General features: G+C 69.8%; 19 protein-coding genes and 3 pseudogenes. 15 read left to right on the forward strand and 7 right to left on the reverse strand.

All coding sequences use genetic code 11. From position 1 onward, the window contains the following. Window positions 1-42: 42 nt before the first annotated feature. From C4B68_RS43795 to C4B68_RS44225, 3 genes are all read left to right on the forward strand, one after another. Entirely contained in the window at window positions 43-1,830 is a 1,788-nt protein-coding gene (locus tag C4B68_RS43795) for a DUF6777 domain-containing protein (RefSeq protein ID WP_180289264.1), read from the forward strand. Between the two features lie 127 nt (window positions 1,831-1,957). Beyond that, on the forward strand, window positions 1,958-2,479 hold the full coding sequence (locus C4B68_RS37345; protein WP_099502339.1) for a DinB family protein: 522 nt from the start codon (window positions 1,958-1,960) through the stop codon (window positions 2,477-2,479). Window positions 2,480-2,564: 85 nt separating this feature from the next. Then, window positions 2,565-3,035: a helix-turn-helix domain-containing protein gene (locus C4B68_RS44225; RefSeq protein WP_099502201.1), complete on the forward strand. Its 471-nt coding sequence runs from the start codon at window positions 2,565-2,567 to the stop codon at window positions 3,033-3,035. 64 nt (window positions 3,036-3,099) lie between these two features. Here C4B68_RS44225 and C4B68_RS37355 read toward each other — a convergent pair. Further along, window positions 3,100-3,225, reverse strand: a pseudogene (locus C4B68_RS37355) (ATP-dependent Clp protease proteolytic subunit); the annotation flags it as partial. A gap of 299 nt (window positions 3,226-3,524) precedes the next feature. Here C4B68_RS37355 and C4B68_RS44480 point away from each other — a divergent pair. The 9 genes from C4B68_RS44480 to C4B68_RS44900 all read left to right on the forward strand — a co-directional run bounded on the left by C4B68_RS44480 (window position 3,525) and on the right by C4B68_RS44900 (window position 9,460). Continuing rightward, a complete protein-coding gene (locus C4B68_RS44480) occupies window positions 3,525-3,947 on the forward strand; it encodes an FAD-dependent oxidoreductase (protein WP_338059740.1) in 423 nt (140 codons plus the stop codon). Then, window positions 3,875-4,639 (forward strand): NAD(P)/FAD-dependent oxidoreductase, encoded by a 765-nt coding sequence (locus C4B68_RS37365; protein ID WP_338059741.1) that lies wholly within the window; start codon window positions 3,875-3,877, stop codon window positions 4,637-4,639. Before C4B68_RS44480 ends, C4B68_RS37365 begins: the two co-directional genes overlap by 73 nt. 73 nt (window positions 4,640-4,712) lie before the next feature. Continuing rightward, the gene (locus C4B68_RS37370) at window positions 4,713-5,063 is read left to right on the forward strand and encodes a non-heme iron oxygenase ferredoxin subunit (RefSeq protein ID WP_099502199.1); all 351 of its coding nucleotides are present in this window, start codon (window positions 4,713-4,715) and stop codon (window positions 5,061-5,063) included. A gap of 128 nt (window positions 5,064-5,191) precedes the next feature. Next, complete coding sequence (locus tag C4B68_RS37375) at window positions 5,192-5,410, forward strand: heavy-metal-associated domain-containing protein (protein WP_099502198.1); 219 nt, start codon at window positions 5,192-5,194, stop codon at window positions 5,408-5,410. Further along, window positions 5,407-5,607, forward strand: a complete 201-nt coding sequence (locus C4B68_RS37380; protein ID WP_099502197.1) for a hypothetical protein — start codon at window positions 5,407-5,409, stop codon at window positions 5,605-5,607. The genes C4B68_RS37375 and C4B68_RS37380 overlap by 4 nt, the downstream gene beginning before the upstream one ends. A gap of 71 nt (window positions 5,608-5,678) precedes the next feature. Then, window positions 5,679-7,964 (forward strand): heavy metal translocating P-type ATPase, encoded by a 2,286-nt coding sequence (locus C4B68_RS37385; protein ID WP_099502338.1) that lies wholly within the window; start codon window positions 5,679-5,681, stop codon window positions 7,962-7,964. Between the two features lie 106 nt (window positions 7,965-8,070). Next, entirely contained in the window at window positions 8,071-8,232 is a 162-nt protein-coding gene (locus tag C4B68_RS42245) for a hypothetical protein (protein ID WP_167459236.1), read from the forward strand. Window positions 8,233-8,346: 114 nt separating this feature from the next. Further along, a complete protein-coding gene (locus C4B68_RS37390; RefSeq protein ID WP_099502196.1) occupies window positions 8,347-8,628 on the forward strand; it encodes a metal-sensitive transcriptional regulator in 282 nt (93 codons plus the stop codon). A 448-nt stretch (window positions 8,629-9,076) separates the two neighbouring features. Further along, window positions 9,077-9,460, forward strand: a complete 384-nt coding sequence (locus C4B68_RS44900; RefSeq protein WP_420824038.1) for a hypothetical protein — start codon at window positions 9,077-9,079, stop codon at window positions 9,458-9,460. Here C4B68_RS44900 and C4B68_RS44485 read toward each other — a convergent pair. Further along, a pseudogene (locus C4B68_RS44485) lies at window positions 9,422-10,801 on the reverse strand (redoxin domain-containing protein); the annotation flags it as partial. The gene C4B68_RS44900 and the pseudogene C4B68_RS44485 sit on opposite strands and share 39 nt — an antisense overlap. A 128-nt stretch (window positions 10,802-10,929) precedes the next feature. On the opposite strand from C4B68_RS44485, the gene C4B68_RS37410 reads away from it, so the two are divergent. After that, a complete protein-coding gene (locus C4B68_RS37410) occupies window positions 10,930-11,529 on the forward strand; it encodes a TetR/AcrR family transcriptional regulator (protein WP_099502195.1) in 600 nt (199 codons plus the stop codon). A 12-nt stretch (window positions 11,530-11,541) separates the two neighbouring features. Here C4B68_RS37410 and C4B68_RS37415 read toward each other — a convergent pair whose 3' ends face one another. Further along, window positions 11,542-11,754 (reverse strand): hypothetical protein, encoded by a 213-nt coding sequence (locus tag C4B68_RS37415; protein ID WP_099502194.1) that lies wholly within the window; start codon window positions 11,752-11,754, stop codon window positions 11,542-11,544. Continuing rightward, window positions 11,709-11,894, reverse strand: a complete 186-nt coding sequence (locus C4B68_RS42250) for a hypothetical protein (protein ID WP_104880037.1) — start codon at window positions 11,892-11,894, stop codon at window positions 11,709-11,711. Before C4B68_RS42250 ends, C4B68_RS37415 begins: the two co-directional genes overlap by 46 nt. A 305-nt stretch (window positions 11,895-12,199) precedes the next feature. On the opposite strand from C4B68_RS42250, the gene C4B68_RS37425 reads away from it, so the two are divergent. Continuing rightward, complete coding sequence (locus C4B68_RS37425; RefSeq protein ID WP_099502193.1) at window positions 12,200-14,737, forward strand: Pls/PosA family non-ribosomal peptide synthetase; 2,538 nt, start codon at window positions 12,200-12,202, stop codon at window positions 14,735-14,737. A gap of 420 nt (window positions 14,738-15,157) precedes the next feature. Further along, window positions 15,158-15,481, forward strand: a pseudogene (locus tag C4B68_RS37435) (cation transporter dimerization domain-containing protein); the annotation flags it as partial. Between the two features lie 19 nt (window positions 15,482-15,500). Here C4B68_RS37435 and dmpG read toward each other — a convergent pair. Genes dmpG through mhpD form a run of 3 tightly spaced genes read right to left on the reverse strand, consistent with a single transcriptional unit; the run spans window position 15,501 to window position 18,363 of the window. Further along, entirely contained in the window at window positions 15,501-16,559 is a 1,059-nt protein-coding gene (dmpG, locus tag C4B68_RS37440; RefSeq protein WP_240634601.1) for a 4-hydroxy-2-oxovalerate aldolase, read from the reverse strand. Next, window positions 16,556-17,524 (reverse strand): acetaldehyde dehydrogenase (acetylating), encoded by a 969-nt coding sequence (locus tag C4B68_RS37445; protein ID WP_099502191.1) that lies wholly within the window; start codon window positions 17,522-17,524, stop codon window positions 16,556-16,558. The genes dmpG and C4B68_RS37445 overlap by 4 nt, the downstream gene beginning before the upstream one ends. After that, the gene (gene mhpD / locus C4B68_RS37450; RefSeq protein ID WP_099502336.1) at window positions 17,521-18,363 is read right to left on the reverse strand and encodes a 2-keto-4-pentenoate hydratase; all 843 of its coding nucleotides are present in this window, start codon (window positions 18,361-18,363) and stop codon (window positions 17,521-17,523) included. Before mhpD ends, C4B68_RS37445 begins: the two co-directional genes overlap by 4 nt. Window positions 18,364-18,440: the final 77 nt, after the last annotated feature.

The raw sequence follows: 18,440 nt of genomic DNA on the forward strand, positions 1-18,440 counted from the left end.
TGTTAAAGCGCTGCAGTATCCCTACTGCGGGGAGAAGAGCTCGTGAGCGTCGAACCGCCGCCCCCTGGCCGGCCTACCGGACCGCCTTCGGGCCCCCTGTCGGGTCCGTCGCAGCCGAGCGCGAGCCGTCCCACACCGCCGAGCGGTGCGGGCGGTGGCGCGGGCGGGCCCGGTGGACCTCCCGGGCCCGGTGGTCCCGGCGGCCCGGGTGAGCCGGGCAAGGGGCCGGAGCACCCCTGGTGGAAGTCGGCGCCCCGCGTCGCGCTGATCAGCGGTGGTGTGGCGGCCGCGGTGGTCCTGGGTCTCGTCTTCTCGAACACCGGCGGACAGAGCACCGGCAGTGAGGTCTTCCTCCAGCCCGCGGCGGAGGCCGGTCCCGACCCGTTCACCGAGTCGACGGCGAACGACAGTGCCGTCCCGCCGGAGACCCTGACGGCGTCGCCCGCGCCGGAGACAACGACGGGGTCTCCGGCACCGGAGACAACAACGGGGTCTCCCGCGACGGAGACAACGACGGGGTCTCCCGCACCGGAGACCCGGACGACGTCTCCCACACCGGAGACCCCGACGGCGCCGCCCACGACGGGACCCGCCAACGTGACGCGCAGCGTGACCGGTTCCGCGCCGGGCGTCTACAGCGGCGCCCGCAACACCTCCAGTTGCAACGTGGAGAAGCAGATCAGCGCACTGCAGGCGGACTCGGCGAAGAGCAAGGCGTTCGCCTCGCTGCAGGGCATTGAGCCCTCCCGGGTCCCGGAGTATCTGCGCTCGCTCACCCCGGTGCAACTGCGGATGGACACCCGCGTCACCAACCACGGCTACCGCGAGGGCGCGGCCACCAGCTACCAGGCGGTCTTCCAGGCGGGCACCGCCGTCCTCGTCGACTCCCACGGGGCGCCCCGCGTGCGCTGCGCGTGCGGCAACCCGGTGCAGGCGCCCGTCCAGCAGAAGTCCACCCCCAAGCCGGTCGGCAAGCAGTGGTCGTCGTACCGGCCACAGAACGTCGTGGTCGTCGCGCCCTCGGTCACGGTCGTCAAGGTGTTCGTCATCTTCGACCCCCGCAAGGACGAATGGATCGCCCGGCACAAGGGCTACAACGTCCGCCACGATCAGAAGACGAAGTCGCCCAAGTACCCGTATCCCTTCCCGACGGTGACCACCCTGTCCCCGTCACCGACTTCCCCGTCGCCGAAGTCTCCGTCGCCGACTTCCCCGTCGCCGACTTCCCCGTCGCCAACGTCGCCGTCACCGACTTCGCCGTCGCCAACGTCTCCGTCGCCGACTTCCCCGTCGCCAACGTCGCCGTCACCGACATCTCCGTCGCCGACTTCCCCGTCACCGACGTCTCCGTCGCCCGAGACCACGTCGCCTACGTCACCCTCCACGCCGTCGTCGCCGTCGGAAACCAAGTCCCCGCCCACCGAACCTCCGACGACCACACCGGAGTCGGAGCCGGAGTCGCCAACGGAGCCGACCCCGACGCCCGAGTCTCCGACCGCCGAACAGACAACGGAGCCGACCCCGACGCCGGAGTCCCCGACCGCCGAACAGACAACGGAGCCGACCCCGACGCCGGAGTCCCCGACCGCCGAACAGACAACGGAGCCCCCGCCCACGACGACGGAGCCCTCGCCGGAGTCGCCCGCCACCCCCGCCCCCGAGACCGGCGAAGCCACGCAGCAGACCCCTGAGGAAGCCACGGAGCAGGCCCCCGAGGAAACCCCCGAGGAAGCCACGCAGGAAGCTCCGCAGGAACAGACCCCTGAGGAGCAAGCCCCGGAGGAGGAAGCCCCGGAGGAGCCGGCCGAGCCCGCCCCGGAGGAGAGCTGAGGAGCCGAGCGAAAACCGGTGGCGGAACCCCTGGCCGCGGTGGATGCTCGTGCGCATGGAGGCCAACAGCGTGCGACCGAACTCCGGTGAACAGCCCGGGATCGAGCGGAACTTCGGATGGTGGGACATGTTCGTGCGGCCGGAGGAGGATCCGCGGAGCGACGGGGGGTACGTGGGGGAGCAGGACACGCTCGTCGGATATCTGCGGGACCAGCGGCTGACGTTGGAGATGAAGTGCGCCGGGCTCGACGCCGAGGCGATGGCCCGGCGCTCGGTCGAGCCGTCGAACCTGTCGTTGCTCGGGCTCCTGCGGCATATGGCAGACGTTGAACTGACCTGGTTCCGGCAGGTGATGGCCGGACAGGACGTGCCACGCCACTACCGCTCCGACGCCGATCGCAACGGCGACTTCAACGGCGCGGTGCCCGACCCCGAGGTCGTCGCCGAGGCCTGGGCCACCTGGCGCTCCGAAGTGGCCTTCGCCGAACACTTCGTGGCCGAGGCCCCTGGACTGGACATCACCGGCACGCACCACGACGAGCCCATCGCACTCCGCGAGGTGCTGGTCCACATGATCGAGGAGTACGCCCGGCACAACGGCCACGCGGACTTCCTGCGCGAACGGATCGACGGCCGAGTAGGTCAGTAAGGCAGCAAGGCCCACCACCCCGGATTCCACCGACGGCGGAACGCCGATCCGTTCCCGTACGGCTCGGCGCTTCTAGGCTGAAGGGGTGAGCAACCAAGCGCCGCACAACCCCGGCCCGGACGCAGCCCGCGTCATCCCTCTGCGCCCGGCGGCCACGCCGGAACCGGCCACGGCTCCGGCACCGGCGCCACAAGGGCCCCGGCAGGTCCTCGCGCCCCGGCCGACGCCACCGGCCCCCTTGCGCCGGGTCAAGGAGCCGCTCTGGCGTGACCTCGTCGGCGACGTCCTGCGGCGCGAACGTCTCGCCCAGGAGCGCACGCTCAAGGACGTGGCCGACGCGGCCCGGATCTCGATGCCGTACCTCTCCGAGCTGGAGCGTGGCCGCAAGGAGGCCTCCTCGGAAGTCCTCGCGGCCGCCGCTCGCGCCCTCGGTCTCGGCCTCACCGACCTGCTCTCGCTGGCGCAGGACGAGCTGACGCGCCTCGCGCAGGCCGGACCGGCCCACAGCCGCTCCGCGTCGGCCTCTCGGTACGACGGCATGTGTCTCGCCGCCTGACCGGCCGACGGCGGCCGGGCACCACACGGCGTCTGAGCCCGGTGTCCGGGGTGCCGCAGGGATGTCAGGCCGCCGTGAGCCGTCGGCTCACCACCTCGTCGGCCAGCCCGTACGCGACGGCCTCTTGTGCCGTGAAGACCTTGTCGCGGTCCATGTCCGCGCGGAGGGTGGCGACTCCGTTCGGCGAGTGGGCGTTCCATCGCCTCGTCCTGGACGATGCGGTTCACGAGACGGTCCCACAGCTCGTCGTCGACCAGATGGCGCTGGTCGGAGCGGGTGCGAGCGTCGGAGATGGTTGCCAGGTTGGTCACGGGTTTCCGGTTTCCCTTCGGTTCCGAGTGTCGGAAGCGGCGGCGAGCGCCTCGCTTCAGACACCCCCCATGGGTATCCCGATCAACGTAACATACCGTTAGGGGGTATAGGTAAGGGCTGCTGTTGCGCCAGAGGGGCCACGCGTGTACCCCTACCCCCCATAGGTATACCGCCGGCGTGCAGACGGCCTCGGAGCTGCGGGCGCAGGGATGGAAGGGCCGCATCACTCTCCTCGGGGAGGAGGCTCATCTCCCGTACGACCGGGCGCCGGTGTCCAAGGAACTGCTCACCGGAGCAGTCGAGGCGTCCACGTTCGAGGTCGACTGGTGGGCGATTGACATCCAGCTCCTGCTGGGCCGCAGGGCGCTCGGGTTCGAGTCGGGTCCGGCTGCGGGTGTCCGGCCCCACCATGACGGCGGCTCGGTCGAGGCGGACCATCTCATGCTCGCCACCGGCGCGGTACCCCTCACGCCGCCGGGCGTCTGGCAGGAGACCGGCGTCCACCTGCTGCGCACCGTGGAGGACACGTGGTCGTCGTCGGAGCCGGCTGGATCGGAGCCGAGACGGCGACCTCGGCCCGGCTGCTGGGGTGTCAGGTGACAGTCGTTCAGAGGGCGGATCTGCCGCTGGCCGGAGTCCTGCCGTCCGAGGCGGCGCTGCATACCCTCCCCTGGTACCGGGAAGCGGGCGTGGAGCTGCGTACTGGCGTGGCGGTCACCGGCTTCGAGGCCGACGGCGTGCGGCTGGCGAGCGGTGAACACCTCAAGGCCGATGTGGTGGTGGCGGGCGTGGGGGCCCGGCCGGCCACCGACTGGCTTCGGGGCTCCGGCCTGGCGCTCGGGGCCGATCTGTCGGTGGAGACGGACGACCACCTGGCCGCGTCCCGGCCCGGGGTGTGGGCGGTCGGCGCCTGCGCCTCCTTCCCCTCCGCGCGCAGGCTGCTGGTCCACCACTGGGACCACGCCATGCGGGGTGCCGCAGTGCTGGCCGCCAACATCCTGGGCGGCGACCGGGCGTTCGACCCGGTGCCGTACTTCTGGTCCGACCAGTTCGGCCGCCGGGTGCAGTACGCCGGGCGGCACGAGGGCGCCGACTCGCTGATATGGCAGGGCGATCCGGCATCGGACCAGTGGGCGGCGTGCTGGCTCCGCGACGGCTCCCTCGCCGCGCTCGTGACCGTCGACCGCCCTCGGGACATGCTCCAGGTCCGCCGCCTGATCGAGTCCGGCACGCCGGTGGACCTCGATCGGCTCGGCGACCCGGCGGTCCCCCTGAAGAGCACGACCCTCTGACACGGCCGACCGAACCGCCCACCGCACCACACCGGTTCAACGAAAAACCCGTCCAAGAAGAAGGAGCCCCGTCATGACCGATTCCCGCTACATCCCCGCCTGCGAGCTGGCCGCCCTCCCCGAGGGCACCCCGGTCCGCGTCGACATCGAGGGAGTCGCGATCTGCCTGGTGAACACGGGCGGAGAGGTGTTCGCGATAGGCGACACCTGCACGCACGTCCAGGCGTCACTGAGTGAGGGTGACGTCGAGGACTGCCTCATCGAGTGCCCCTGGCGCGGCGCCCGCTTCGACCTGCGCACGGGCGAGGGCACCAAGCCGGCCAGCGGCCCGGTGCCCGTCTACCCGGTCACGGTCGCCGACGGCGCCGTACTGGTGTCCCTCACCGCCGCACAGCCGCGGCCTTCGGCACGGGGGATCGACTGAGAGACGGCTCACATCGGCACACCCGTGCCTGTCATATACCCCCCAGGGGTATATGTTGCTCTGGGTGAGCCGCTCGCCGCGGCCACGTATCCATCAACCAACGCATCACGAGATCAAGGGAGAACGGCATGCTTCAGGACGTCTACACCGTGACGGGCATGACCTGCGGCCACTGCGTCGGTTCGGTCAGCTCCGAGATCGGCGGCATCGACGGGGTGAAGGAGGTCGAGGTGGATCTCGCCACGGGCCGGGTGACCGTGACCAGCGAGCAGCGCCTGGACTACGCCGCGGTCTCGGCGGCCGTCGACGAGGCCGGTTACGAGCTCACGGCCCGGGAGGAGAAGTGAGTACGGCCGCCAGGCTGGGGCTCTACGCGGCGGCGCTCGCCGTCGCGTTCCTGGCAGCGTTCGGTATCGGCCGGCTCGCGGGGCCGATCGGGGACGGCGGCTCGGGAGGCGACGAGATGCCCATGGACCACGACATGGGCATGAGCATGGGCATCGCGGCGCCTGCCGCGTTCATCACCGACTGGGAGGCACGGTGAGCAGCACCGGACAGGATCTGAAGGTCGTCGGCGACGGGGCGCTCGACGTCGTCGAGCTCGCGATCGGCGGGATGACCTGCGCCTCGTGCGCGGCCCGCATCGAGAAGCGGCTGAACAAGCTGGAGGGCGTCACCGCCACCGTCAACTACGCCACGGAGAAGGCGAAGGTCCACTACCCCGGCTCCTACGTGCCGGGTGACCTGGTGGCGGAGGTCGAGAAGGTCGGGTACACCGCGCAACTGCCCGCGCCGCCGCGTGAGGACGGCGCCGGGGCCGACGCCTCCGCTCCGGCCGAGGTGGACCATACGCGTTCGCTGCGGGACCGGCTGCTGATCTCCGGGGCGCTGTCCATCCCCGTCATCATCATGGCGATGGTGCCCGCCGCACAGTTCGACTACTGGCAGTGGGCGTCGCTGACCCTGGCCGCCCCGGTCGTCGTGTACGGAGCCTGGCCGTTCCACAAGGCCGCCTGGACCAACCTGCGGCACGGCGCGGCCACCATGGACACGCTGATCTCGCTGGGCACGCTGGCGGCGTTCTTCTGGTCCCTGTACGCCCTCTTCTTCGGCACCGCGGGCACGCCGGGGATGACCCACCCGTTCGAGCTGACCATCTCCCGCTCGGACGGGGCCGGGAACATCTATCTGGAAGCCGCCGCCGGCGTCACCACGTTCATCCTGGCGGGGCGCTACTTCGAGGCCCGCTCCAAGCGCCGGGCGGGCGCCGCGCTCAAGGCCCTGCTGGAAATGGGCGCCAAGGACGTCGTCGTGCTGCGCGGCGGCCGCGAGGAGCGCATCCCGATCAGCCAACTCGCCGTGGGCGACGTCTTCGTGGTGCGCCCCGGCGAGAAGATCGCCACCGACGGCGTGATCACCGACGGCACCTCGGCCATCGACGCGAGCATGCTGACCGGCGAGTCGGTGCCCGTGGAGATCGCGCCCGGTGACGAGGTGATCGGCGCGACCGTCAACGCCGGCGGCCGCCTGCTGGTGCGTGCCACCCGGGTCGGCTCCGACACCCAGCTCGCCCAGATGGCCAGGCTGGTCGAGGACGCCCAGAACGGCAAGGCCCAGGTTCAGCGGCTCGCGGACCAGATCTCCGGGTTCTTCGTACCGATCGTGATCGCTCTCGCCCTGGGCACCCTCGGGTTCTGGCTGGGCGCGAACGGCAACTGGGCCGAGGCGTTCACCGCCGCGGTGGCCGTGCTGATCGTCGCCTGCCCCTGCGCCCTGGGCCTCGCCACCCCGACCGCGCTCATGGTCGGCACCGGACGCGGAGCACAGCTCGGCATCCTGATCAAGGGCCCCCAGGTACTGGAGTCCACCCGGCGGATCGACACCATCGTGCTGGACAAGACCGGCACGGTGACCACCGGCAAGATGGGCCTGGCGCTGGCCGCCCCCGCCGCCGGAGGCGACCGGCTCGAACTGCTGCGGCTGGCCGGCGCGGTAGAGGCCGCCTCCGAGCACCCGATCGCACAGGCCATCGCCACCGGGGCGGTACAGGAGACCGGCGAGGACCTGCCCGACGTCGCCGACTTCGCCAACATCGAAGGCCTGGGCGTCCAGGGCGTCGTGGAAGGCCACGCGATCATCGTGGGCCGGCCCCGGCTGCTGAGCGAGTGGGCCATCACCCTGCCCGAATACCTGGAACGGGCGATGACCGACGCGGAGCGGGAGAGCCGCACCGCGGTGGCGGTAGCCTGGGACGGCGAGGCCCGGGGCGTCCTGGTGGTCTCCGACACCACCAAGCCCACCAGCGCCACGGCGATCCGCCAGTTCCGCGACCTCGGGCTGCGCCCGATCCTGCTGACCGGCGACAACGCCACGGCAGCCGCTACGGTCGCCGCCCAGGTCGGCATCAGCGCCGACGACGTGATCGCCGAGGTGATGCCCGCCGACAAGGCGGACACGGTACGCCGACTGCAGAGCGAGGGCCAGAAGGTCGCCATGGTCGGCGACGGGGTCAACGACGCCGCCGCCCTCGCCCAGGCCGACCTGGGCCTGGCCATGGGCACCGGCACCGACGTGGCCATCGAAGCGAGCGACCTCACGCTGGTACGGGGAGACCTGCGGGTCGCGGCGGACGCCATCCGCCTCGCCCGCCGCACCCTGTCCACCATCAAGGGCAACCTGTTCTGGGCCTTCGCCTACAACGTGGCCGCAATACCACTGGCCGCGGCCGGGATGCTCAACCCCATGCTCGCGGGTGCCGCGATGGCCTTCTCCTCGGTCTTCGTGGTCGCCAACAGCCTCCGGCTGCGCGGCTTCCGCGCGCTGGCCGAGAACCGCGACGACACCCCGGGGGCGTCCTCGGCCGCCCGGGAACGGCGCGCCACCACCGGCGCCGCGGCCTGACCCCGACGACGGTCCCTCCGACCTCCGTGCGACCTGCCCCTCCCGCCCCCTTCGGGAGGGGCAGGCCATACGGAGGCCATCGCGTGAAAGGGTAAGAGATCCCGCCATGCACCAGACACTGAACCTGCTCCGGCGCACAGCGGCCCACCCGGTCGTACGCATCATGGCCGCGAGCCTGCTCCAGGCGGCCGCCACCAGACTCGAACAACCGAGCGCATCCGCGGCGAACCCCGCCCGGTGCAGGACGCCGGGCTGTGCGCCGCGCTGAAACCGCCTCGGGATACCCCGGCCCCGTATGTACAGGGACGGGTACCCTTGCGAAGGGGTGAGGGCTCCGCAACATCCTCCAAGGGCGATTCCAAAGGCGAGGACACACAGAACCATGGCCGGCCAGAAGAAGCACAAAGACGACGTACTGCTGCGCCTGCGCCGCATCGAGGGCCAGGTACGCGGTCTGCAACGGCTTGTCGAGGAGGACACCTACTGCATCGACATCCTCACCCAGGTGTCGGCGACCACCCGGGCCCTCCAGTCCTTCGCCCTCCAGATGCTCGACGAGCACATGGCCACGTGCGTGAGCGACGCCGTGGAACAGGGCGGCGAAGAGAAGGAGCTGAAGCTCAAGGAGGCGTCCAACGCCATCGCCCGCCTCGTGCGTTCCTGAACCGGCCGACCGCAGTTCGGAAGCCGGCCCCAACAAGGCCACCGGCGACCCGAACACGCCTGACGGTGTACCGCTGACTGATGGAGCATCCATGCTTCCATCTGCACTTCACTCCGACGTACCGTCGTGGATCAATCAGGTCGAGCAGTCGCGAAACTCGAACGGCGCGGTCTGGAAGGCGGTGTCATCTGCTCGCTCGAAGACCGATCAGTTCCCACAGGCCGTCAGGGAGCCAGGGCCGGTGCCTGCTGGCAGAGCTGGGCAACCTGGGGAAACCGGAAGGGAGTTCGGCGCACCTGCGGCTAACCACCGGCCGGTGGACCAGGCGCTTGCCGGCGTGCCCGCCGACCCGACCGCCAGGGAACGGCGGAGACGCCAGGTCCTGGCCGGTGCCTACGCGCTGCGGCGGACGGAGAAACCCGCGGTGACCATCGCCGTGATGGGCGCCATGGTGCCGGAGGCCCTGACCTCGGCGGACCGGCTGGCGGGGCTCGGGTTCCCGGCCGACGTGGTCTGCGTGACCAGCCCGGACCTGCTGTTCCGCGCCATGCGGGGCCGACGCGGCCTGGACGACGAACCGGGGTGGTTCCTGGACCAGGTCTTCCCCGCCAACCGGGCCACCCCTCTGGTGACCCTGCTCGACGGCCACCCGCACACGCCCGCCTTCCTCGCCGCGATCAACAACGTGCCGGTCACCGCGCTCGGCGTCAGCCGCTTCGGCCAGTCCGGCGCCCTCGACGACGTGTACCGCTACCAACGGCATCGACGCCGACAGCGTGGTCCACGCCGCCCAGACCCGCTCGTCGGCCGATGGATCACGTCTCCCCCGTAGCCCTCCGGGCACGGGTGGGACCCCCATCTCCACCGTCTCCAGCAGCGCGGTGAGCGCGATCCGGGCGTCGGCGTGGATGCCCAGCGCGGGGTAGTTGGACTCCAGCTTGCCGAGGTCCGCCTCGATCTGGATGACCCGGCCGCGCGGCGCGAAGGTGCGGTAGTTCGAGGAGAGTTCACCGAGGCCGGAGCCGACGACCAGGAGGACATCGGCGTCTTCGAGGAAGTCGGTGGTGTGCCGGTCCTCCAGCCAGGACTGCAGCGAGAGCGGGTGCTCCCAGGGGAAGGCGCCCTTGCCGCCGAAGGTGGTGACGACCGGGGCGTCCAGCTTCTCGGCGAGCGCCAGCAGCTTGCCGGAGGCGTCGGAGCGTACGACACCACCGCCCGCGATGATCGCCGGGCGCTCCGCGTGCTGCAGCAGCTGTGCGGCGACGGCGGTCAGCTCGGGGCGGGGGAGCAGCTCGCGCGGTGTGGCGTCCAGGGCGGTGACGGGCGGCAGGGTCGTCTCGGCGAGCAGTACGTCCTGCGGGATCTCCACCCAGACCGGCCCGTGCGGGGCGGTCAGCGCGGACTCCCAGGCGGCGGCGATCGCGGAGGGGATCTGGGAGGCCGTACGCACGGTGTGCACGGACTTGACGATGTCGCGGAACGACGCTTTCTGGTCGCGCAGTTCATGCAGATAGCCATGACGCCCGCCGCCGAGGGAGTCGAGGGCCGCCAGGATGTCGGCCGGCTCGGCCCGGGTGGTGTAGTCGGTGCTGACGAAAGCCCAGCGGATGGTGGCGTCGCGGTCGATGACGTATGTGGCGGGCAGCGGCAGGGTGCGGGGGTGGCCTGCGTTGACGTGCTGGAGGTCGAAGCCGAGCTTGTCGTAGACGGCCGCCAGATCGTCCGGCAGGTCGAAGGCTAGGCCGTACTGCCTGGCGGTGTCGGAGCCGAGGTCGCTCAGGACGTCGAAGGCGAGCTCATGCTTATAGCTCAGCGACAGGGACCCGTCGGGGACCTGCGGCGACACGGCCACCAGCCGGGCGCCGCGTGCGGTGATGTCGTGGTGGTGCTGCTGCAGAGCACGCAGGGCGATGTTGCAGTACGGGCACCAGGCGCCGCGGTAGAACGTCAGCACCACCGGCCCCTCGGCTAGCAGGCCGTCCAGGGTGACGGTCGGCCCACCCGCCGAGGGCAGGCTGAAGCGGGGGGCCTGGGCACCAACGTTCAGAGCGCGGTCGGCCTGGCCGGACTCGGCGAGTTCCTGGCCGGCCCGGTTCATGATCTCCCGGATTTCGGCCGGGATCTCCTGCTGCCGGGCGTCGAAGAAGGCACGCGGCTCGGCGTTGAGGGTCATCGGGGTGTTCCTCCTGAGCGGGATCCCATCTTGGAATAGTCGTTCCAAGATAGTGCTCCACGTGTCCTCCGACCAAGTGCGGAACCGCGGTATCTTGGAATTTCCATTTCAGGATCGTGGGGTGAACAATGCCGGACATCAAGCACTTCGATCCGGACGCGGCTCTGGAGACGGTGGTGCGGCTGTTCTGGCGGAAGGGCGCTGCCTCGACCGGGATCCAGGACGTCGTGACCGCGACCGGCCTCAACCGCTCCAGCCTGTACGCCACCTTCGGCGGCAAACAGGAGCTCTACCGCGCCGCTCTGCGCCGCTATCTCGAGAACCGCTGGCAACCGGCGTTCCGCGCTCTCGCGGAGGACGAGCGGGGCCTGCCCGCCCTCACCGAGTTCTTCACCAAGCTGATCGAGACGCGTTGCTCGGGGGAGTACGCCCAATGGGGCTGCATGGTCGCCAACGCCCAAGCGGTCGGCGAGAACAGTGACCCAGAGGTGCGATGCATCCTCGACCAGCACCACCAGCAGCTGCGGAACGCCCTGCACGCGACGCTGCTCACGGCCCAGGCCCAGGGCCAGCTGGCCCTGGGTACCGACCCCGGGGCCGCAGCCGAGCTGCTCGCCCTGCTGGCATACGGAGTGAATCTGCGCTCCCGCGCCGGGGTCGATGCGCAGGAGCTCGGGACGGCGGTGACGGCGGCCTTCGACTCGATCGGCGTCCAGGCGGCCACCTGAACGCGTCCGTGATCAGCTCTGGGCCCGGCGCTCCGCCTCCTCCTTGACCGAGGCGAGTGAGGCCGCGACAGTCGCCTCCCAGCGGCCGGCGACCTTCGCACCCCACCAGGCTCCGGCCCGCCACAGGTCCGTGCCCAGCGTGCCCTCGTAGACCAGACGGGTGCCGGCCGGCTGCTCGGTCAGGAGGAACGCTTCGACGACGTGCGGGACCGGGCCGCGCAGCAAGCGGAAGTCGACACGCTCGGGTCGGCGAAGCGGACCGACTCCACCGTCACGGCCTTGAACCGTCCGCCCGAAAACGGCGTGACGTGGGCGGCCAGCACCATGTCGTTGCCGCGCTCGAGGATCCGGATCTTCTCCCGCAAACTCGGGGGGCGTTCTCCCTCTGAGGCATTCGGCCGAGCCGGAGCCATGGCAACTTCCTACTGCCGTGCTCACGCAGGCGAGTTCGAGTGGCGACCCGACTGTGGACGACGGAAACTAAGACCCGACCACGGACTACACGGCCCAAAGGTAAACGGAGACAAGATGTAAAGACAGTTTTGCGACTGAGAAGCGTCGCACGACCTGTGGCTTCCGGATTGCTCGCTCCGGCTGTTGCCGGAGCACGTCGACGCCGGGCGCCAGCCGCACTGGCCGATGGTAGTCGATTTCTCATCAAGGAGCTCGCATGCTGGAAGAATCCGTCGAGGCTTCGACAGCCGATCCGGATCAATCGTCAATCGCCAGGCACGGAAACGCCGACCCGGAAATCGGGACCGAAAGCCTCATGGCCGAACTTCTGGCTGGCATTGTGCGCGTCGATCAGGTGCCCGTCGACAGCCATTTCTTCCACGATCTCGGGGCCGACTCCCTGGTGATGGCCCAGTTCTGCGCCCGGGTCAGAAAGCGCGCTGATCTGCCGCCGGTGTCGATGAAGGACATCTACCGGTACCCGACGATCAGAAGTCTGGTGACGGCACTCGGGGATTCCGCTCCCGATCCTGAAGAACCTTCGGTCCCGGCGGTGATCGAGCCGACAACACCGGTCAGCACGGCGGAGTACCTTCTCTGCGGGACGCTGCAGTTCCTGTTCTTCCTCGGCTATTCCTTTCTCACGGCGTGGGTGGCGGTCCGGGGGTTGGTATGGATCTACGCCGGCTCGGCCCTGATCGATATATATCTGAGGGCGGTTGTCTTCAGCAGCGCGACCTTCCTGGGCCTGTGTGTCGTCCCGATCCTGGCGAAATGGGCACTCATCGGGCGGTGGAAGCCCCAGCAGTTCCGGGTCTGGAGCCTGGCGTACTTCCGCTTCTGGTGCGTCAAGAGTCTGATCCGGTCGAGCCCGCTGGTCCTGTTCGCCGGTTCGCCGCTCTATGCGCTCTATCTGAGGGCGCTCGGCGCGAAGATCGGCCGGGGCGTCGCGATCTTCTCGCGGAGCGTTCCGGTATGCACCGACCTGCTCACGATCGGCGACAACACGGTCATCCGCAAGGACTCGTCCATCGCCTGCTATCGCGCCCACTCCGGTCTGATCCAGACGGGTGCCGTCACTTTCGGGAAGGACGTCTTCGTCGGCGAGATCACGGTGATCGACATCGAGACCTCGATGGGCGACGGCTCTCAACTCGGCCATGCCTCCGGCCTGCACGCCGGGCAGGCGGTGCCGGCCGGCGAGTGCTGGCACGGCTCTCCGGCCCAGCGGGCGGCGGGAACGGACTACCGGATGGCCGACTCGGCCGACTGCGGCATCTGGCGGAGAGTGGCCTACTGCGTGCTGCAACTGCTGTCCATGCAGGTGCTGTACGTTCCGCTGGCGGTCAGCACCACGATCGTGGTGTTCACCGCGCTCCCGCAGTTCACGGCGCTCCTCGACCCAGGGCCGCTGGCCTTCACGAGCTGGACGTTCTACCGCAATGCACTGGTCGTCTCCGCCGTGTTCCTCTTCGGCTCCGCGCTCCTCTCCTTGCTTGTTGTGGGCACGGTGCCTCGCCTCCTCAACCTCGCCATCAAGCCGGGCAAGGTCTATGCACTGTACGGCTTCCACTACGGGGTCCACCGGACGATCGCGGTCATGACCAACCGAAAGTTCTTCAGGCACCTGTTCGGCGACAGCTCCGCCATTGTCCACTATCTGCGCTATATCGGGTACGACCTTTCCCGGGTCGAACAGACCGGCTCGAACTTCGGCACAGAAGTAAAGCACGAGAACCCATTTCTGATCTCGGTCGGCACCGGAACGATGGTCGCCGACGGACTGTCGGTCCTCAATGCCGAGTTCTCCAGCACCGCCTTCCGCGTGTCCCCCGTCTCCGTCGGGAGCCACAGCTTTCTCGGCAACCAGATCGCCTACCCCCCGCAGGGAAAAACAGGTGACAACTGCCTCCTCGCAACGAAGGTCATGGTGCCCGTCGACGGTGAAATCCGGGAAGGCGTCGGCCTGCTGGGCTCACCCAGCTTCGAGATACCCCGCACGGTCGAACGTGACAGCATGTTCGACCATCTGAAGAGCGGGGAGGAACAGCGCCGCTGCCTCGCCGCCAAGAACAAGCACAATACCGTCACCGCCGGGCTGTACCTGCTGTTGCAGTGGTCCCACTTGTTCGGGCTGACCGTGATCACTGCGTTTGCCGTGGACCTCTACGACTCGCTCGGCTCCTCGGCAGCTGCGCTGGCCAGTCTCCTTGGGCTCTCCTTCAGCGTCGCCCACTTTGTACTGGCCGAACGTACCATCACGGCAATTCAGAAGGTGAAGCCGCTGTACTGCTCGATCTACGACCTCAGCTTCTGGAGGCACGAGCGCTATTGGAAGGTCGCTGCCGGGACCGAGCGCATCACCTTCTTCAATGGCACCCCGTTCAAGAACGTCATCTGGCGGCTGCTCGGCACCCAAGTCGGCAGCAGGGTGTTCGACGACGGATTCGACATTTCGGAGCGGTCGCTGGTCACCATCGGGGACGACTGCACGCTCAATTCGGGGTCCGGGATCCAGTGCCATTCGCAGGAGGACGGCGCCTTCAAGATGGAGGGCTGCACCATCGGGGCCGGCTGCACGCTCGGGGTCGGCTCCTTCGTCCACTACGGCGTGACGCTGGGCGAGGGCATGGTACTTGCCCCCGATTCCTTTCTTATGAAGGGCGAGACGGTCCCCCCGCATGCGCGGTGGGGCGGAAACCCCGCCAGGCCGATGCAGGAACACATGCCGGATCTGCAGGGGGCTGGTGGGTGATGTCCGCCGGGCGGAGGCGGAGCTGGGGGGTGCGGGGATGTTCCGGTCGGCAGGGTGCGGGGTGAACCCGCCCCGCCAGCCCCTCCAGCTGAAAACGCAACTCCCCCGCCGACAGCAGACTCTGCCCCCCCCCGCAAGCGGGGACCACTACGCCGACCACGGTGTGCTGCGGGTTGTTCGGCCCCTCGAGCAAGGCTGGCATGGGTTCTCGGACACGATGCGCAGGACGCCGTGGTCGGGAGAACCCTCGATCCGGTAGCCCCCTGCAGGCGGGATTGCCACTCGTGGTGCACCGCAACCGCCCTGCCGTCGAACGCGCCGATCCGGGCGCCAGCTGTCGACCAGTTCGACCACTTCACCACGCTCCACCCGGGTCCGTGAGCCGGGAGCACGTCGGAGAGGTCGGGGTGATCCTCATTAGCGGCACCCGCCGGTCTGGACCCCGACGACATCGGTGACCGCCTGGTGGGCCGTCCGTCGGTCACCGAAGTTCACGACCTGCACGTGTGGGCCATCACCTCCGGCCAGCCTGCCCTGTCCGCGCACGTCCTCGCAGCACCCGGTGCCGACTGCCACGCCGTGCGCCAGGACCTGGAGAAGGTCCTGCACACGGAGTACGAGGTCACCCACGTCACGCTCCAGGTCGACCACTCACCCGCCGTCGCGCAGTCCGAAACCGGCCAGCGGGCCCACTGCCTGGATCCCCACGGTCCTGTCCACCTCGTGGGTGCGCACGCCCATTGACGAGCCCAAGGCCCCGGGCTCACGGGCTCACAGGGCCATGGCTCACCAGATCCAGCGCGATGTCCGTGATCATGTCCTCCTGGCCGCCGACCATCTTCCGGCGGCCGACCTCGACCAGGATGCTGCGGGTGTCGAGCCCGTGGCGCTTCGCGGCGGCCTTGGCGTGGCGCAGGAAGCTGGAGTACACGCCCGCGTAGCCGAGGCTGAGGGTCTCGCGGTCGACGCGGACCTCACGGTCCTGCAGCGGTCGTACGAGGTCGTCGGCGGCGTCCATGAGCGGGAACAGGTCGCAGGCGTGCTTCCAGCCCATCAGGTCGGCGACCGCGATGAACGCTTCCAGCGGGCAGTTGCCCGCTCCCGCGCCCTGCCCGGCGAGCGAGGCGTCGACGCGTACGGCGCCGCTCTCGACGGCGACGACGGTGTTGGCCACGCCCAGGGCGAGGTTGTGGTGGGCGTGGATACCGAGCCCGGTGGCCGGGTCGAGGACGTCGCGGTAGGCGCGGAAGCGGTCGCGGACGCCGTCCATGGTGAGCCGTCCGCCGGAGTCGGTGACGTACACGCAGTGGGCGCCGTAGGACTCCATCAGCTTGGCCTGGCGGGCGAGTTCGGCGGGTTCGGCCATGTGGGACATCATCAGGAACCCGGCGACGTCCATGCCCATTTCGCGGGCGGCGGCGATGTGCTGGGCGGAGATGTCGGCCTCGGTGCAGTGGGTGGCGATGCGGACCGAGGCGATGCCGAGGGCGTGGGCCTGCCTGAGGTCGTGCAGGGTGCCGATGCCGGGCAGGAGCAGCGTGGTGGGCACGGCGTTGTGGGTGGCGTCGGTGACGGCTTCGATCCACTCCCAGTCGGTGTGGGCGCCGATGCCGTAGGTGATGCTGGAGCCGGCCAGGCCGTCGCCGTGGGCGATCTCGATGGCGGCGACTCCCGCCGCGTCGAGTGCGGCGGCGATGGTGCGGGCCTGCTCGACGGTGTAGCGGTGGCGGACGGCGTGCATGCCGTCCCGCAGGGTGACGTCCTGGACGTACAGCGTGGGCGTGGTGTCGGGCCGCGTGGTCACCGGGTTCATCGGGTTCATCGGGCCACCTCACGGGTCGGGCGGTGTGCGGCCATGCGTTCCGCGGTGCGCAGTGCGGCGGAGGTCATGATGTCGAGGTTCCCCGCGTACGCGGGCAGATAGTGGGCGGCGCCCTCGACCTCTAGGAACACGGACACCTTCGTGGCCAGGCCGTGCGCGGCCCCGGCGGGGAGCAGGCTGCGCAGCGGGTCGTCGGCGGCGACGTCGTCGAACTGCACCCGCTGCTTGAGGCGGTAGCCCGGTACGTACGTCCGGACCGTGTCGGCCATCTGCTCAACGGAGGCCCGTACGGCGTCCCGGTCGCAGTCGCCGACCAGGCAGTACACGGTGTCCCGCATGATCAGCGGCGGCTCCGCCGGGTTGAGGACGATGACGGCCTTGCCACGCGCCGCACCGCCGACCGCCTCGATGGCGGAGGCGGTGGTCTCGGTGAACTCGTCGATGTTGGCCCGGGTGCCCGGGCCCGCGGAGCGGGAGGCGATGGAGGCGACGATCTCGCCGTAGTGGACCGGGGTGACGGCCGAGACGGCGGCCACCATCGGGATGGTGGCCTGGCCGCCGCAGGTGACCATGTTGACGTTCGGAGCGACGAGGTGCGCGTCGCCGTTGACCGGCGGCACCACGTAGGGGCCGATGGCCGCCGGGGTGAGGTCGATCAGGGTCCGGCCCAGGGCGCCCAGCACCTCGTCGTGGTGCCGGTGGGCGCCGGCCGAGGTGGCGTCGAAGACGATCTCGACGTCGGCGAACTCGTCCATCTTCACCAGGGCTTCAACGCCCTCGTGGGTGGTGGCGACCTTGAGGCGGCGGGCCCGCGCCAGACCGTCCGAGGCGGGGTCGATGCCGGCCATCGCCACGATCTCCAGGCTCTCGGAGAGCCGCAGCACCTTGATCATGAGGTCGGTGCCGATGTTGCCCGAGCCGATGACGGCGACCTTCGTACGGCCGACGGACTGCGCACTGCTCACTGGGTGTCTCCCTGGTCCGGGATTACGGAGGAATCGGGAACATCGGGGGCGAATCCGACGCGTACACAGCCGAGACCGGAGATCCGGGCCTCGAAGGCGTCGTCGGGCGCGGCCGGGACCATCGGGCCCAGCGCGCCGGTCAGTACGACGTCGCCCGCGCGCAGCGGGTCCCCCATCGCGGCAAGGGCCGAGGCGAGCCAGACGGCGGCGTTGAGCGGGCCGCCCAGGCAGGCGCTCCCGGACCCCTCGGAGACCTTCTCGCCGTTGCGGGTGAGGGTCATACGGACCGAGCGCAGATCGACCGAGGTGAGCGGAACGGGCGCGCCACCGAGCACGAACAGGCCGGACGAGGCGTTGTCGGCGACCGTGTCGACGATGGTGATGTCCCAGTCGGCGATCCGGCTGTCGACGATCTCCAGGGCGGGCAGCGCGAAGTCGACGGCGCGCAGCACGTCCGCCACGGTGGTCTCCGCGTGCGGCAGGTCCGCGCCCAGGACAAGGGCGACCTCGGCCTCGATCTTCGGCTGGAGCAGCCGCCCGGCCGGGACCACCCCGCCGTCGGGCACCGCCATGTCGGACAGCAGGGCGCCGAAGTCCGGCTGGTCCACACCGAGTTGTCGCTGCACCGCCGGTGAGGTCAGACCGATCTTACGGCCGACGACACGACGGCCCTGAGCGATCCGACGCTGGATGTTGACCCGCTGCACGGCGTAGGCGTCCGCGATACCGCCCTCGGCGAGCTGGTCGCGTATGGGGACACAGGGAATGCCGGTCTGCTCGGCCTGCGCGAGGATGTCGGCCAACTTGTGGACCGAGTCGGGAACGGAGGCGGCGCTCATGAACACCGCCCCAGGACTCGGAACGAACGAGCGCGGGGCGCGGGCATGCGGAACCTCCGGTACGAGGACGAGACACG

This window comes from Streptomyces dengpaensis (genome assembly GCF_002946835.1).
In the GTDB taxonomy this organism is placed as follows: domain Bacteria; phylum Actinomycetota; class Actinomycetes; order Streptomycetales; family Streptomycetaceae; genus Streptomyces; species Streptomyces dengpaensis.